This is a genomic window from Noviherbaspirillum galbum, from assembly GCF_010974945.1.
GTDB classification, from domain to species: Bacteria; Pseudomonadota; Gammaproteobacteria; order Burkholderiales; family Burkholderiaceae_D; genus Noviherbaspirillum; species Noviherbaspirillum galbum.
The window spans coordinates 77,784-91,533 of the sequence record NZ_JAAIVB010000068.1 but is presented as its reverse complement, the minus strand read 5'-3'; the positions used below and the strand labels follow the sequence as shown (position 1 = coordinate 91,533).

Here is a 13,750-nt window from a genome sequence, read left to right as displayed (position 1 = left end):
AGCAACAGCATGGAAGCCAACAGCCGGACGACGCAGGACCGGACCATAGCCTGGTACTTCGATTTCATCTCGCCGTTCTCCTACCTCCAGAGCGAGCTTCTGCCCACGCTGCCGCAAGACGTGCGCATCGACTACAAGCCGGTGCTGTTCGCCGGCCTGCTGAACCACTGGGACAACAAGGGACCGGCGGAGATCGCGCCCAAGCGGCTGTGGACCTTCGAGCATTGCGCCTGGCTGGCGCACAAGCATGGCATCCCGATGCGGCCGCCCGCCCATCATCCCTTCAATCCCTTGCCGCTGCTGCGGCTGTGCATCGCCCTCGGCTCCTCGGCCGAGGTAGTGCGACGGCTGTTCCGCTTCGTCTGGCGCGAGGGCCATCTGCCCGCCGAGGAGGCGCACTGGCAAGCGTTGCTCGCGGAGCTACGTGCCACTACGCAGATGCTGGATTCGCCTGACGTCAAGCTGCAATTGCGCAATAATGGCGAGCAGGCCATTGCCGCCGGCGTATTCGGCGTGCCGACGGCGGTCGTGGACCAGCGCTGCTTCTGGGGACTCGACGCCACCGACATGCTGGTTGCCTATCTCGGCGGCGACCCGTTCTTCGGCTCCGAACTGCTCAGGCAAGCCCAAACCCTGCCGCAAGGCACCCATCGCAAGACATTGACATGACACCATCGTTCTATGCTCCCGAGCGGCCGGTCACCGGGCCGGCCTACAGCAGCCTGTTCAAGGTATTCGCCACCATCGTCACCATCGGGCTCGCCGCCTACGGCATCCAGGTGGCGCTGCGCTTCCCGCTGCTTGATTACGGCTTCGGCGTCAAGGCCCTGCTGGCCGGATCGGCGCTGATGCTGGGCGTGAGCTATTACTGGTTCCTCAAGTCCACCGTCACCATCGACGAGCACGGCATCCGCCAGCGCTGGATGTACGACCGCAAGGTGGAATGGCGCGACATCCGCAGCGCCAAGATGATCGGCATTCCCTTCCTCAGCGGCATCTTTCCGCCGCGGCTGATCGTCCGCACGGGCAATGCCTTCGTCCCCTTCAACGGCGGCTCAAGGGACATCCTCGTGGAGTTCGCCAAGATTTCCCTGGCGTACCAGATGAAGAAATGAAGCTGCCTGACTCGATGCGCGTCTTCGAGCGCGGCTGGCTCTCGTCGAACAACGTGCTCTTCATCGGCGACGATGGCACCGCGCTGGTCGACACCGGCTACGCCACCCATGCCGAGCAGACGCTGGCGCTGGTGCGGCATGCCCTGGAAGGCAGGGCGCTCGACCGCATCATCAATACCCACCTGCACTCCGATCATTGCGGCGGCAACGCCGCGCTGCAGGCGGCCTACGGCTGCCATACCACCATCCCGGCCAGCGAGGCCGAGAAGGTCAAGGGATGGAACGAGGAAGCGCTGACCTACAAGGCGACCGGCCAGTTCTGCCCGCCGTTCCGCTTCGACGATACCCTCGCCCCAGGCCAGGTGCTGGCGCTGGGCGGCATGTCCTGGCAGGCCCTGGGCGCGCCGGGACATGATCCGCATTCGCTGATCCTGTACTGCGAGCGCGAGGGCATCCTCATCTCGGCCGACGCCCTATGGGAAAACGGCTTCGGCGTGGTCTTCCCCGAACTGGAAGGCGAACCCGGCTTCGACGACGTCAAGGCCACGCTGGAACTGATCGCCGGGCTCGACGTGCGCCTCGTCATTCCCGGCCACGGCGCGCCCTTCACCGACGTCAGGAAGGCGCTCGGCACCGCCTTCTCCCGCATCGACTTCTTCATGGCCGATCCTGCCCGCAACGCGCAGAACGCCATCAAGGTCCTGCTGAAATTCCTGCTGCTCGACCGCCAAAGCATGCCGCTGGCGGACGTGCTGCCCACGCTCGCCGGCATGAAGCTTTTCCACGAAGCCAACAACCGCTATTTCCAGCTGCCGGATGCCGAGCTTGCCGACTGGGCGGTGCAGCAGCTGCGGCGCGCCGGCGCCGCCCGCATCGACAACGGTTTCCTGCTGAACAAGGAATTCTGACGCCGGCGGGAAGCGGCCGTGAATGACCGTTTTTGTCCGCATCCTGTCCGCCGGGCGGCTGTCGCGCGCGGCGGCGCTCTCCTAACATCGAGCCATCGACGTGATGAGGAGAAAGCATGCAGACCATCGGTATCCTGGTATTCGACGATGTCGAGATACTCGACTTTTCCGGTCCCTATGAAGTGTTCACCACCGCCGAACGCGTACGGCGGCGTCTGCATGCCGAAGCGGGCCGCCGCTTCGACTGCATGCTGGTGGCGCCTTCCATGCACCCGGTGCGCTCGCGCGGCGGCATGCTGGTTTTGCCGGAGCAGGCCCTTCCGCCGGCCGGCAGCATCGACGTGCTGATCGTGCCCGGCGGCGAGGTTTCCGCCGCAAGGCGCGACGCCGCAACCATCGCCTGGATTGCGGAACAGGCCCGCCACGCCGACCTCGTGGCCTCCATCTGCACCGGCGCCTTCCTGCTCGCCGAGGCGGGATTGCTGGACGGCCGCGAGGCGACCACGCATTGGGAAGACTGCGACGACCTGGAACGCGAGTTTCCCGCCTTGCGCGTGCGCCGCGGCGTATCCTGGGTGGACTGCGGTAAAGTGGTGAGCTCCGGCGGCATTTCCGCGGGCATCGACATGAGCCTGCACCTGGTCGAGCGCCTCGCCGGCCGCCAGCTCGCGGAAGCCACGGCGCGCCAGATGGAATACCGGTGGAACCGCAATGGCAACCATGACTTTTGCAACATCAACGATGCCGACGATGCAAACGATGCGAACCATTCCCGTCTATCTTCTCTTGCGGCGGGACGTGCTGATGCTCGACCTGGCCGGTCCGGCGGAAGTGCTCCGATTCGCGAACCGGCTTAGAGAAGCCGAAGGACAGGCGGCGCTCTTCGCGCTGCGCTACATCAGCGCGGAAACCCGCATCGCTACCTCGGTGGGATTGGAACTGGCCGGCTTCGGTCCGCTGCCCGCGGCGCTGGAAGACGATGCCGCCGTCATGCTGGTCGGCTGCGCGGGCGCCGACGATGACTTCGGCACGCCGGCCGCGCAGGCCGCCGCCGCATGGCTCAAGCAGCGCGTGACGCCGGCGCACCGCCTGCTCGGCATCTGCACCGGATCGCTGCTGGCCGGACATGCGGGATTGCTCGATGACCGGCAATGCACCACGCATCACAGCCATTGCGACAGCCTGCGCGAGATCGCGCCGCGCGCCCGCGTGCTGGAGAACCGCATCTACGTGCAGGACGGGAACGTCTATACCAGCGCCGGCGTGACGGCCGGCATCGACCTGGCGCTGCATCTCGTCGCGGAAACTGCCGGCCATCCCTTTGCCGCGGCCGTCGCGCGCGCCATGGTGATCTACATGCGCCGCAGCGGCAGCGATCCGCAGTTCTCGCCCTGGCTGGCGCACCGCAATCACCTGCATCCGGCCATCCATCGCGTGCAGGACGCGATCATCGCCGATCCCGCGCGCGACTGGAGCAACGCGGCGCTGGCCGGCATCGCCTGCACCAGCGAACGCCATCTCACACGCCTGTTCCGCGAACACGCCGGCACCGGCATCGTCGATTACCTGCATCGCATCCGCATCGCGCTCGCGCGCGACCTCGTCACGCAATCGCGTCTCGACATGGAACGCATCGCCGAACGCGCCGGCTTCCAGTCCAGCCGGCAGCTGCGCCGGGTGTGGAAGAAATTCGATTCCCTTCCTCCGGGCGAAGCCCGCCAGCAGGCGGCGAAGTCGATCTGACATCCCGATCCGGGATCGTTTTCCCATTACCGAAAACGCTTTGTTGCAGCCATGCCGCGCTGCCCCTCTTTTCATCGTTGCCGCGCGTCCTTCGATGAAGGATGCCGCTTTCACGACCCTATACTGCAATCGAGGGCAGCACCCGAAAAGACAGGCTCGCGCTTGCGGCGGCTGCACCTCGACACATCAAGAACATTTCCAAATTCTGGGAGCAGGCAATGACATTGAAGCACCTCATCGCGGCAGCGATCATTCCGTTCGCATGCAACGCGTTCGCGAGCGGCGACGCGCCGCATTGGGAATACGAGGGAAAGACGGGACCCAAGGCATGGGGCGATCTCGATCACGGGTTCGCCGAGTGCAAGCTGGGCAAGGAGCAGTCGCCGATCGACATCCGCTCCGCGAAGAAGGCCGGACTCGCGCCGCTCTCGCTCACGTACAAGGCGAGCGGCGCCGAGGTGGTCAATAACGGCCACACCATCCAGGTCAACCTTGCCGATGCCGGCGACCTCACGCTGGATGGTTCGCCTTACAAGCTGGTGCAATTTCACTTTCACACGCCGAGCGAGGAACGCATCGGCGGCAAGGCTTTTCCGCTGGTGGCCCACCTCGTCCACAAGAACGCGGAAGGCAAGCTGGCCGTCGTCGGCGTGATGATCAAGCAGGGCAAGGCCAATGCGGCGCTGAACGGCGTCTTCGGCCACCTGCCCGCGCATGCAGGAGAGAAGCAGGCGCTTGACGCCGGCTTCAATGTCGCCGACATGCTGCCCGTCGACAAGGGCTACTACAAATACATGGGCTCGCTCACCACGCCGCCATGCAGCGAGGGTGTGCGCTGGCAAGTGCTCAAGACGCCGATCGAAGCCTCGAAGGCGCAGATCGAGGCCTTCCAGAAGCTCTACAAGATGAATGCGCGTCCGCTGCAGCCGCTCAACGGACGCGCGCTCGAACAAAGCTAGAACAAAACTAGAAACGAGTTAGAACTGAGCGCGCGAACTGCCTCGCTTGTCCACGCCGGCAAGCGAGGCAATGCCGTCAGTTCGTGCGCTGCGCGCGGTCCTTCTTGTTCTGTTCCTCGATGCGGTCGCGCGCTTCCTTCCACTGGTCCTGCGACCAGGAACGCAGCTCGTAGAAATTGCCGCCGGTAGCGAGATGGTTGCCGCCATCCATCATGATCGCCTGGCCGGTCAGCCAGTCGCAGCCGTCGGCCATCAGGAAGGTGGAGAGGTTCTGCAGTTCCGCCATCTTGCCGGCGCGCCCCATGGGGTTGGTCTTGGCCGAACGCGCACCCGGTTCCTCGCCGGGATTGAGGCGCTTGCTCATGCCCTCGGTCGGAATCTCGCCCGGTCCGATGGCGTTCAGCCGCACGCCGTATTGCGCCCACTCGGTTGCCAGCGACAAGGTCATGGCATGGATGGCCGACTTGCTCATCGCCGACGGCACCACGAAGGGACCGCCGTTGAGCACCCAGGTGACGATGATGGAAATCACGCTGCGGTAGCCATCCTCCGGCTTCCACTGGCCCTTCATCGCCATCTCGACCCAGCGCCTGCCGACGGCATGCGTCACGTAGAAGGTGCCATGCATGACGATGTTCGCCACCGCGTCGAAGCCGCGCGAGGAAAGGGCAGAGGTGGGAGAGATGAAGTTGCCGGCGGCATTGTTGACGAGGCCGGTGAGCGGTCCTTCGGCGAAGATCTGCTCCACCATGTCGTCGACCGCGGCCGCATCGCGGATGTCCAGGCCGAAGGTCTTGACGCTGCCGCCATGCGCCGCCATCAGTTCCTTCGCGGTTTCGTCGCAGACCTGCTTGCGCCGGCCGCAGATGTAGATGTCCGCGCCGAGTTCGAGATACTTTTCCGCCATCGCGCGGCCCAGGCCGGTGCCGCCGCCCGTTACCAGGATGCGTTTGCCCTTCATCAGATTCGGTTGAAACATGTCGGTCTCCTCGTTCACTTCAGTGGATAGTCCGCATCCTTGAAAGAATGCAGTGCTGGCAGATCATCGAATTGCGGCTTGCGGCCCTGCTGCTTCGCGGTGAAGGCCTCCACCAGGTTGCCGGTCTGCCAGATGCCGGATTGCAGCCAGCCCATCTGCTGCAAGGCGTCATGCGTGGCATGGTCGCGCGCATAGTGGATCGCCTGCTTGCTGCCCCAGATCGCCACCGGCGGCTTCTCGGCGATTTCCTGCGCCATCTGCAGCGCGGCCTCCAGCATCGCCTCCTGGCTGTCGAATACCTCGTTCACCAGGCCTACCGCCAGCGCGCGCTGCGCCGGCAGGCGCCGGCCGGTGTAGGCGAGTTCGTGCACGATGCCTTCCGGGATCAGCTTCGGCAGGCGCTGCAGCGTGCCCAGGTCGGCGGTCATGCCGATGTTGATTTCCTGGATGCAGAAAAAGGCGTCGCTGGTGGCCAGGCGGATGTCGCAGGCGCTGACCATGTCCACGCCGCCGCCGATGCAGCCGCCCTGGATGGCGGCGATGACCGGCATGCGCAGCGCCTCGATCTTGCCGAAGGCCTGCTGCATGTCGAGCAGCTGCGGCACGATGTTGGCGCGGCCGCCCGCGCTGCGCTCGTCGAGCGTCACGCCGCCTTCGCGGCCGAAGACGTCGAGCGCCATGCCGGCGGTGAAATGCTTGCCGGTGGAGGAAATGACCAGCGCGCGGGCAGGCGCTTCGTTCTGCAGCATGTCGAGCGCATGGGTCAGTTCTCGCCACAGCACCGGATGCATGGTGTTCAGGCTGGCGGGGCGGTTCAGCTTCAGGTGGGCGATCTTGTCTTCGATCGCCAGGTCGATGGATTGGTAGTGCATTGGGCTGTCTCCTGTGGTGTCGTTGGTGGTGTCATGCATCCGGCGTGCGCAGCGACTTCAGCACCGCGTTGACCGCCGCGTCGAACAATTCGTCGGCCCGTTCGGTCTTGAGGTAGTAGCCCTTGAGCTCGAGGCTCACCGCGCCGTGCATCGCCGCCCACAGCAGGCGCGCCGCCGCCGTCGGGTTGGACGGCGGCAAGGCGCCGTCCTTCATGCAGTCGCCGAAGGCGTCGATCAGCACGGCGAGCGATTCCCAGGCGGTGTTGCGCGATTCCACCGGCGGCACGAAGCCGGCGATGGCGTCGCCGAACATCACCATGTAGTAGCTGGGATTGTTGCGGGCATACTGATGATAGACCCGCGCATACAGGCGCAGCGGTTCGAGGCCGCTCGTGCCTGCCACGGCGCCCGTCGTTGCCGCGGCGAACTCCGCCTTGAGGCGCGCGAAGCCTTCGAGGTAAAGCTCGTTGGCAAGCCCGTCCTTGCCGCCGAACAGCGAATAGAGCAGGGTGGTGGAACAGTTGACGGCGTCGGCGACGCGGCGCACAGTCAATGCCGACGGACCCTCCTCGGTCAGCAGGCGGGTGGCGGCGTCGAGCATGCCCTGGCGCAAGGTTTGCCGCAGGTCTTCCTGGGCCTGGCGGAAATTCACGACGGGTGCCGCGGGTGTTTTTTGTCTGGTCATGAAAGCGAACGGTCGTTTGAAAAAACACTGTTTTTTCTGGTAACATCATAAACGACCTTCACGAAAACGCAATGCCGCCGGTGCAAGAATCCGCGCAACAGGGCGTTTCATCAAACCGCTGTCGATGCATGTCGATTCAAGGAGAACCCATGACCCAGTCCCATCTGCCCCCCGTGCTGCGGAACCTGTCCCTGCCGGTGATCGGCTCGCCCATGTTCATCGCCAGCGGCCCGGCGCTCGTCAAGGCGCAATGCAAGGCCGGCATCGTCGGCGCCTTTCCGGCGCTCAACGCGCGCCCGGCGGAACAGCTGGATGTCTGGCTGACCGACATCCAGCAGGAACTCAAGGCCTACCAGGAAGCCAATCCGCAGGCGAAGGTCGCGCCCTTTGCCGTCAACCAGATCGTTCACCAGTCCAACGACAGGCTGGAGCATGACGTCGAGGTTTGCGTGAAGCACCAGGTGCCGATCATCATTTCCAGCCTGCGCGCGCCGCCGAAGGAAATGCTGGACGCGGTCCACAGCTATGGCGGCATCGTGCTGCACGACGTGATTTCCGTGCGCCACGCGCAGAAGGCGCTGGAAGCGGGCGTGGACGGCCTCATCCTGGTGGCGGCCGGCGCCGGCGGCCATGCCGGCACGCTGTCGCCGTTCGCGCTGGTGGGCGAGGTGCGTAAATTCTTCAAGGGACCGATCGCCCTGTCGGGTTCGATCGCCAGCGGCGACGCCATCCTCGCCGCCCAGGCCATGGGCGCGGATTTCGCCTACATCGGCACGCGCTGGCTGGCCACCAAGGAATCGAACGTGGACCAGGCCTATCGCGACACCATCGTCGAATCCAGCGCCGCCGACATCGTCTACACCAACCTGTTCACCGGCGTGCATGGCAACTACCTGAGGAAGTCCATCGTGTCCGCCGGGCTGGACCCGGACGACCTGCCGCAGGCCGACAAGACGAAGATGAACTTCGGTTCCGGCGGCGGCAGCAAGGCCAAGGCCTGGCGCGACATCTGGGGCGCCGGCCAGGGCGTCGGCCTGATGCACGACGTGCCGGCGGTCGCCGAACTCGTCGAGCGCCTGAAGGCGGAATACGACGCCGCGCGCCAGCGCCTCGCGCTCTGATGCCGTAACGCAGGCGTGACACACGCGGGCGGGCAGCGCCATGACTGCCCGCCTTGACCGCCTTCCCTTCCCGCGCTACAGTTTCCATCTCCCTCTAACCGCGATGGACCCGTTCATCGCATGCACCGCACGGGCCGACAAGAACATCATTCCCGTGCCACGACGGCATCGCCCCGGCAGTACCCCGTTTCATCCGCAGTCCACGCAGTCCATCGAGTGGCCATTTCCGCGGGCGCGATCCGCCGGCGGGTTGCGCATTGCATGAGGCAATGCCTGGCCGTGTGCTTCGACCGGAAGCCAACCGGCGCATCTGCCCATCACAGCCGCTGCGCAGCCTTGACATGGTGTGTCATGCTTCAATCGTTCAATCCGCCTCCCGTGCGGCTGTTCATGCAGCAGCTCGTGCAGCGCCTCAGGCATTCCCTGCTCGGCCTGCCGCAGTACCGGCGCCTCTGGTGCAATTTCTTCATCGCCGAGATCGGCGCCCGCATTTCCATCGTTGCCTTGCCGTTGCTCGCCATCACCGAGCTGCACGCCGGGCCCTTCGAATCCGGCATCATGGTGGCGTGCCATGCCGGCGCGTTCGGCGTCTCGTCGCTGCTGGCCGGCGTGCTGGCCGACCGCTTTTCGCCGAAACGGGTGCTGCTGGGCGGGCAGTCCCTGGTGTTCGCCGCGCTGCTGAGCGTGCCGGCCGGGCACGCGCTCGGCGTGCTGCGGGTGGAATGGCTGTACGTCATGGAATTGCTGATTGGCCTGGGCCTGGCGCTCATCGTCGCTGCCGGCCAGGTGTATGCGGCGCGCATCGCCGGAACGGAACGCGCCATCGAATCCAACAGCCTGATCTTCGGTTGCGATTCCATCGCCGGCCTGATCGGCCCCGGGCTCGCCGGCTGGCTGGTGGCGCTGCTGACCCCGGCCTGGGCGATCTCGATTGACGGCCTGTGCATCGCGATCTCGATGCTGGTGCTGCTGCCCAACCCCGACCAGCCCGGCGCCGGCGCTGGCGAGCACGGCCGGGCGGCGTCGATGCTGGCGGATTTCCTGGCCGGCTGGCGGCTGTTGTGGGCCGACCCCATGCTGCGCCTGCTGACGGTGTCGGCGGCGATGTTCCATGTTCTCTTCCATGGCCATCTCGCGCTGCACGTGCTGCTCGCCACGCGCACACTCGGCTTGTCCGCCGGCTGGTTCGGAATGGCGATGATGTTCGGCGGGCTGGGCGCGCTGGCGGCGTCGCTGCTGACGGTGCGGCTGGCGCGCCGCGTCGGCGAACGGCGATTGATGGTGGGTTCGGTGCTGGCGCTGGCTGCCATCTGGCTGGTCTTTGCCGCGATGCCGGCCGCTTCCTACACGGTGGTGCTGTTCGCGCCGGCGGTGTTCGCCTTCGACATGATGATCACGTCGTACAGCATCTTGTTCGTGTCGATACGCCAGCTTGCCGCGCCGCCCGCGCTGCTGGGGCGCATCACCTCGACCTCGCGCTTCGTCGCCTTCAGCGCCGCGCCGCTCGGCGGATTCGGCTTCGGCTGGGTGGCCGACCACGTCGGCATGCGGCCGACCTACGCGCTGCTCGGCGTGCTGGGCATCGCCCTGGCGGGAGGCTTCGGCACGCTGCTGCGGAGCGGCGTGGAGAGCGAGGCGGGGCAGGCCGCCGCCGGCTGAGCCGGGATTCAGGATTCCGTCTTGATCGCCCAGATCTCGGCCAGGTTGCGCCAGTAGCCGTAGGCATCCATGCCGTAGCCGACGACGAACTTGTTCGGCAGGGTCAGGCCGACGTAATCGGCCTTGACCGGCTTGACCTTGCCGATGTCCTTGTCGGCGAAGACCGCCAGCACCACTTCCGCCGCGCCCATGTCGAGCAGGCGCTCCTTGACGTGCGCCAGCGTCTCGCCTTCGTCGAGGATGTCGTCGAGCACCACCACCGTGCGGCCCTCGACGTTCGAGCGCGGGATCACCTTCCACTCGATCTTGCCGCCCTGGTCCTTGCTGCCATAGCGGGTGACGTGCATGTAGTCGAATTCAAGGGGGAACTTCAACCGGGTCAGCAGCTGGCCGCAGAACACCACCGCGCCGCCCATCACGCCGAGCACCAGCGGGAAGGGCGCGCTGTCGTCTTCATTGAACCGCTTGTTGAGCTGGTCCGCCACCCGGTCGACCGCGTCCTGCACGGCCTTGGCGTCAAAGATCAGTTCGCCGTCGGCAAGCAGCTTGCGAGCCTTGTCGCGATGGTATTCGGAATCGATGTAAGTCATTCGCAAGTCCTCGGTGCAATTATTCAACGCGGGCAAGACGATACCATATCGGACCTTGCCCGGCGTGCCTGCCTCGCCCTCCTTGGAACCCGCCGGCGCACCGCAGTTCGGGCCCGGCGCGCACGGCCGCGACGTCTTACAATGCTTGCTGGTTCAACAAGCGAGGAGACGCTGTCATGAAGAAAGCCTATGTCGTTGCCGAGATCGCGGTGACAGATGCCGCGGGATACGAGCCCTACCGCACGCTTTCCACCCAGTCGGTCGCGCAACATGGCGGCCAGTTCATCGTCCGCGGCGGCAGCCGCGAACAGCGCGAAGGCGAGGACGCTTCCCATCATGCCGGATTGCGCACGGTCATCGTCGAGTTTCCCTCACTGGAGCAGGCGCGGAAATGGTACGACTCGGTCGAGTACGAGCATGCCAGGAAGATCCGGCAGGCCAATTCCACCGGCCGCCTGTTCATCGTCGAAGGTGTCTGAACAGCATCATCCCAGGCTCTTCCTTGGGGAATCTTTGCCGGCCACCGCGTTCGAACGGGTATTGCAAGAACAGCATGGAGCCGCAATGAAAACCCCAAGATCGACTACCGGGCACATGAAGTCCGCCCACAAGGAACACCACATCAAGACCTCGCAGCACAACAACGCGTCGCCCACGCCGCTGGAGCCGCACGAGCGCGACGAACGCGACGAGCTTCCCGAGGAGCAGCCGCGCGACGATATCAAGCAAGCCTACAAGGACCTGCAGGCCGGCATGGTCGATACCGACCTGCGGGAAACCGGCGGAGTGGACGAGGTCGTCAACGACCGGCCGGGCAAGTCGCCCGACAAGGTGATAAAGAAGAACTGGTAGGCAGGCCCGGGCGGCCTGCCAGGTTCGGGAGGGACGCCGGCTTACTCGTAGGTCCGCGCGTCCTCGATCACCTTGCCGTCGTTCGGCAAGGCGCCGCGCGGCTGCAAGGCAACGCCGCCGCGCAGCTTGGTGATGTCGCGCATCGTGTCCACGATCGCCGCCACCGTCGCGTCGGGCAGTGCGCCGCCTTCGGTTTCGCAGTGCAGGGTCATGACGTCGTTCGCCATCTCCCCGGTGATGACGAGACGCGCCTTGGCGATCTCCGGATGGCGCTTGACCACCTCGGCCACCTGCCCCGGATGCACGAACATGCCGCGCACCTTCGACGTCTGGTCCGCCCGTCCCATCCAGCCCTTGATGCGGACATTGGTCCGTCCGCACGGCGATGCGCCCGCGAGCACGGCGGACAGGTCGCCGGTGCCGAAGCGCACCAGCGGGTAGTCCGGGTTGAACGAGGTCACCACGACTTCGCCCACCTCGCCGTCTGCAACCGTATCGCCGGTGCCCGGGCGCACGATCTCGACGATCAGTTCCTCGTCGATCACCATGCCGGGATTCACCTCGCCGTTGCTCATCGTTTCATAGGCGATGTTGCCGATGTCGGCCGAGCCGTACATCTGCAGCACCGTTGCCACACCGTTGTCCTTCAGCCAGGCGCGCAGCGACGGCGGCAGCGCCTCGGCGCCCACCAGCGCGCGCTGCACGCTGCCAATGTCGGCATTCATCTCGCGCGCCTTCTCGATGATGATCTTCAGGAAGGACGGCGTGCCGACATAGGCGTCTGGCCTCAGCAGGTTCATCGCCTGCACCTGCATCTCGGTCTGGCCGATGCCGGCCGGGATCACCGGGCAGCCGATGCGCGCCGCGCCGCCTTCGGCCATGAAGGCCGCCGGCGTGAAATGATAGGAAAAGCAGTTCTGCACGATGTGCCCCGCCTTCAAGCCGATCGCTGCCATGGGCCGGGCGAAGCGCCACCAGTCCGCGTCCTTGCCTTCCGGATCGAAGATCGGGCCGGGCGACATGAACAACCGGCGCAGCGCCCGCGGGTCGGTGGTCGTCAGTCCGCCGAAGGGCATGGCGTCCTTCTGCAGGTCCTTGAGGTCGGACTTTCGCGTGACCGGCAACTGCGCGAGCGCCGAGCGCGAGGTGATGTCTGCCGGGTTCACGCCTTCCAGGATGCGTCCCCATCCCGGCGCGGCGGCGGCGCGGGCAACGAGTTGCGGCAGTCGCGCCATGAGGTCGCGTTCGCGAACCTGCGGGTCGCGGGTTTCAAGGGCATCGAAATAGTCGGCCATGGCGGGTCTTTCGCGGGATGTCTTGGTTCGGGAGAGGTGTCGTGCGTTCAGGCCAGCCAGCGCTTGCGGCGGCGGTAGAACTTCATGTCGCGGAAGCTCTTGCGCTCCGCGCCGGAGACGCCCAGGTAAAACTCTTTCACGTCTTCGTTGGCGGCCAGGCCGCTGGCCTCGCCTTCCATCACCACGCGGCCGTTTTCCAGGATGTAGCCGAAGTCGGCGTAGCGCAGCGCCACCATGGTGTTCTGCTCGGCCACGAGGAAGGACACGTTTTCCTTCTTGTTCAGGTCTTGCACGATCTCGAAGATTTCCTCGACGATTTGCGGCGCCAGGCCCATCGAGGGTTCGTCCAGCAGGATCATCGACGGCTTGGCCATGAGCGAGCGGCCGATGGCGCACATCTGCTGCTCGCCGCCCGAGGTATAGCCGGCCTGCGAGGCGCGGCGTTCCTTCAGTCGCGGAAAGTAGTGATACACCATGTCGAGCGACTCCTTGAGCGCCGCGCGCGACAGGCTGCGGGTGTAGGCGCCGGTCAGCAGGTTTTCCTCGATGGTCAGGTGGCCGAAGCAATGGCGGCCTTCCATCACCTGCGACAGGCCGCGCTTCACGAGTTCGTTGGGCGTGAGCTGGTCGACGCGCTCGCCCTTGAATTCGACGCTGCCCTTGGTGACGTCGCCGCGCTCGCCCCGCAGCAAGGTAGAGATCGACTTCATGGTGGTCGACTTGCCCGCGCCGTTCGCGCCGAGCAGGGCCACGATCTTCCCCTGCGGCACCTGCAGCGACACGCCCTTCAGGACCAGGATCACGTGGTCGTAGATGACCTCGATGTTGTTCACGGAAAGATAAGGCGCCGACGGTGATGCGGCGGGAGCGATGCTGGCGGTCGGTGTGTTCATGTGGGTTGTCGGTTCTGAGTAATACTTCCGCCCTCCAGGGAAGGGCGTCCGTTCAACTCCCTCCCTTTCAAGGGGAGGG

The 13,750-nt window shown here is 65.5% G+C and carries 16 protein-coding genes; 10 read left to right on the top strand and 6 right to left on the bottom strand.

Going from position 1 to position 13,750, the window contains the following annotated elements; genetic code table 11:
* Nucleotides 1–9: 9 nt before the first annotated feature.
* The 6 genes from G3574_RS19325 (at nucleotide 10) to G3574_RS19300 (ending at nucleotide 4,725) form a co-directional block, all read left to right on the top strand.
* A complete protein-coding gene (locus tag G3574_RS19325) occupies nucleotides 10–669 on the top strand; it encodes a 2-hydroxychromene-2-carboxylate isomerase (RefSeq protein ID WP_163966886.1) in 660 nt (219 codons plus the stop codon).
* Entirely contained in the window at nucleotides 666–1,115 is a 450-nt protein-coding gene (locus G3574_RS19320; protein WP_163966883.1) for a hypothetical protein, read from the top strand. Before G3574_RS19325 ends, G3574_RS19320 begins: the two co-directional genes overlap by 4 nt.
* Nucleotides 1,112–2,023, top strand: a complete 912-nt coding sequence (locus G3574_RS19315) for an MBL fold metallo-hydrolase (protein ID WP_163966880.1) — start codon at nucleotides 1,112–1,114, stop codon at nucleotides 2,021–2,023. The genes G3574_RS19320 and G3574_RS19315 overlap by 4 nt, the downstream gene beginning before the upstream one ends.
* Nucleotides 2,024–2,139: 116 nt before the next feature.
* Entirely contained in the window at nucleotides 2,140–2,880 is a 741-nt protein-coding gene (locus G3574_RS19310; protein WP_163966877.1) for a DJ-1/PfpI family protein, read from the top strand.
* On the top strand, nucleotides 2,783–3,766 hold the full coding sequence (locus tag G3574_RS19305; protein ID WP_235953522.1) for a GlxA family transcriptional regulator: 984 nt from the start codon (nucleotides 2,783–2,785) through the stop codon (nucleotides 3,764–3,766). Before G3574_RS19310 ends, G3574_RS19305 begins: the two co-directional genes overlap by 98 nt.
* 218 nt (nucleotides 3,767–3,984) lie before the next feature.
* On the top strand, nucleotides 3,985–4,725 hold the full coding sequence (locus G3574_RS19300; RefSeq protein ID WP_163966872.1) for a carbonic anhydrase: 741 nt from the start codon (nucleotides 3,985–3,987) through the stop codon (nucleotides 4,723–4,725).
* 76 nt (nucleotides 4,726–4,801) lie between these two features.
* Here the strand turns inward: G3574_RS19300 and G3574_RS19295 are convergent, their stop codons facing one another.
* Genes G3574_RS19295 through G3574_RS19285 form a run of 3 tightly spaced genes read right to left on the bottom strand, consistent with a single transcriptional unit; the run spans nucleotide 4,802 to nucleotide 7,261 of the window.
* The gene (locus tag G3574_RS19295) at nucleotides 4,802–5,704 is read right to left on the bottom strand and encodes an SDR family oxidoreductase (protein WP_163966869.1); all 903 of its coding nucleotides are present in this window, start codon (nucleotides 5,702–5,704) and stop codon (nucleotides 4,802–4,804) included.
* Nucleotides 5,705–5,718: 14 nt separating this feature from the next.
* The gene (locus G3574_RS19290) at nucleotides 5,719–6,576 is read right to left on the bottom strand and encodes an enoyl-CoA hydratase-related protein (RefSeq protein ID WP_163966866.1); all 858 of its coding nucleotides are present in this window, start codon (nucleotides 6,574–6,576) and stop codon (nucleotides 5,719–5,721) included.
* 31 nt (nucleotides 6,577–6,607) lie between these two features.
* Nucleotides 6,608–7,261 (bottom strand): TetR/AcrR family transcriptional regulator, encoded by a 654-nt coding sequence (locus G3574_RS19285; RefSeq protein ID WP_163966864.1) that lies wholly within the window; start codon nucleotides 7,259–7,261, stop codon nucleotides 6,608–6,610.
* Nucleotides 7,262–7,410: 149 nt separating this feature from the next.
* Between G3574_RS19285 and G3574_RS19280 the strand changes: the two genes are divergently transcribed.
* Both G3574_RS19280 and G3574_RS19275 read left to right on the top strand, forming a co-directional pair.
* Nucleotides 7,411–8,382: an NAD(P)H-dependent flavin oxidoreductase gene (locus tag G3574_RS19280; RefSeq protein WP_163966862.1), complete on the top strand. Its 972-nt coding sequence runs from the start codon at nucleotides 7,411–7,413 to the stop codon at nucleotides 8,380–8,382.
* Between the two features lie 351 nt (nucleotides 8,383–8,733).
* Entirely contained in the window at nucleotides 8,734–10,041 is a 1,308-nt protein-coding gene (locus G3574_RS19275) for an MFS transporter (RefSeq protein ID WP_163966859.1), read from the top strand.
* 8 nt (nucleotides 10,042–10,049) lie between these two features.
* On the opposite strand, the gene G3574_RS19270 is transcribed toward G3574_RS19275, so the two are convergent.
* Nucleotides 10,050–10,631 carry a hypoxanthine-guanine phosphoribosyltransferase gene (locus tag G3574_RS19270; protein WP_163966856.1) on the bottom strand — a complete coding sequence of 194 codons (582 nt, stop codon included), beginning with the start codon at nucleotides 10,629–10,631 and terminating at the stop codon, nucleotides 10,050–10,052.
* A 176-nt stretch (nucleotides 10,632–10,807) separates the two neighbouring features.
* Here G3574_RS19270 and G3574_RS19265 point away from each other — a divergent pair, with 176 nt between their 5' ends.
* Both G3574_RS19265 and G3574_RS19260 read left to right on the top strand, forming a co-directional pair.
* Entirely contained in the window at nucleotides 10,808–11,110 is a 303-nt protein-coding gene (locus tag G3574_RS19265) for a DUF1330 domain-containing protein (RefSeq protein WP_163966853.1), read from the top strand.
* A gap of 85 nt (nucleotides 11,111–11,195) precedes the next feature.
* Nucleotides 11,196–11,483, top strand: coding sequence for a hypothetical protein (locus tag G3574_RS19260; RefSeq protein ID WP_163966850.1), 288 nt, complete (start codon nucleotides 11,196–11,198; stop codon nucleotides 11,481–11,483).
* 41 nt (nucleotides 11,484–11,524) lie between these two features.
* On the opposite strand, the gene G3574_RS19255 is transcribed toward G3574_RS19260, so the two are convergent.
* Together G3574_RS19255 and G3574_RS19250 are read right to left on the bottom strand one after the other, a co-directional pair.
* On the bottom strand, nucleotides 11,525–12,778 hold the full coding sequence (locus tag G3574_RS19255; protein ID WP_163966846.1) for a phenylacetate--CoA ligase family protein: 1,254 nt from the start codon (nucleotides 12,776–12,778) through the stop codon (nucleotides 11,525–11,527).
* A gap of 47 nt (nucleotides 12,779–12,825) precedes the next feature.
* Complete coding sequence (locus G3574_RS19250) at nucleotides 12,826–13,671, bottom strand: ABC transporter ATP-binding protein (RefSeq protein WP_163966843.1); 846 nt, start codon at nucleotides 13,669–13,671, stop codon at nucleotides 12,826–12,828.
* Nucleotides 13,672–13,750 lie beyond the last annotated feature (79 nt).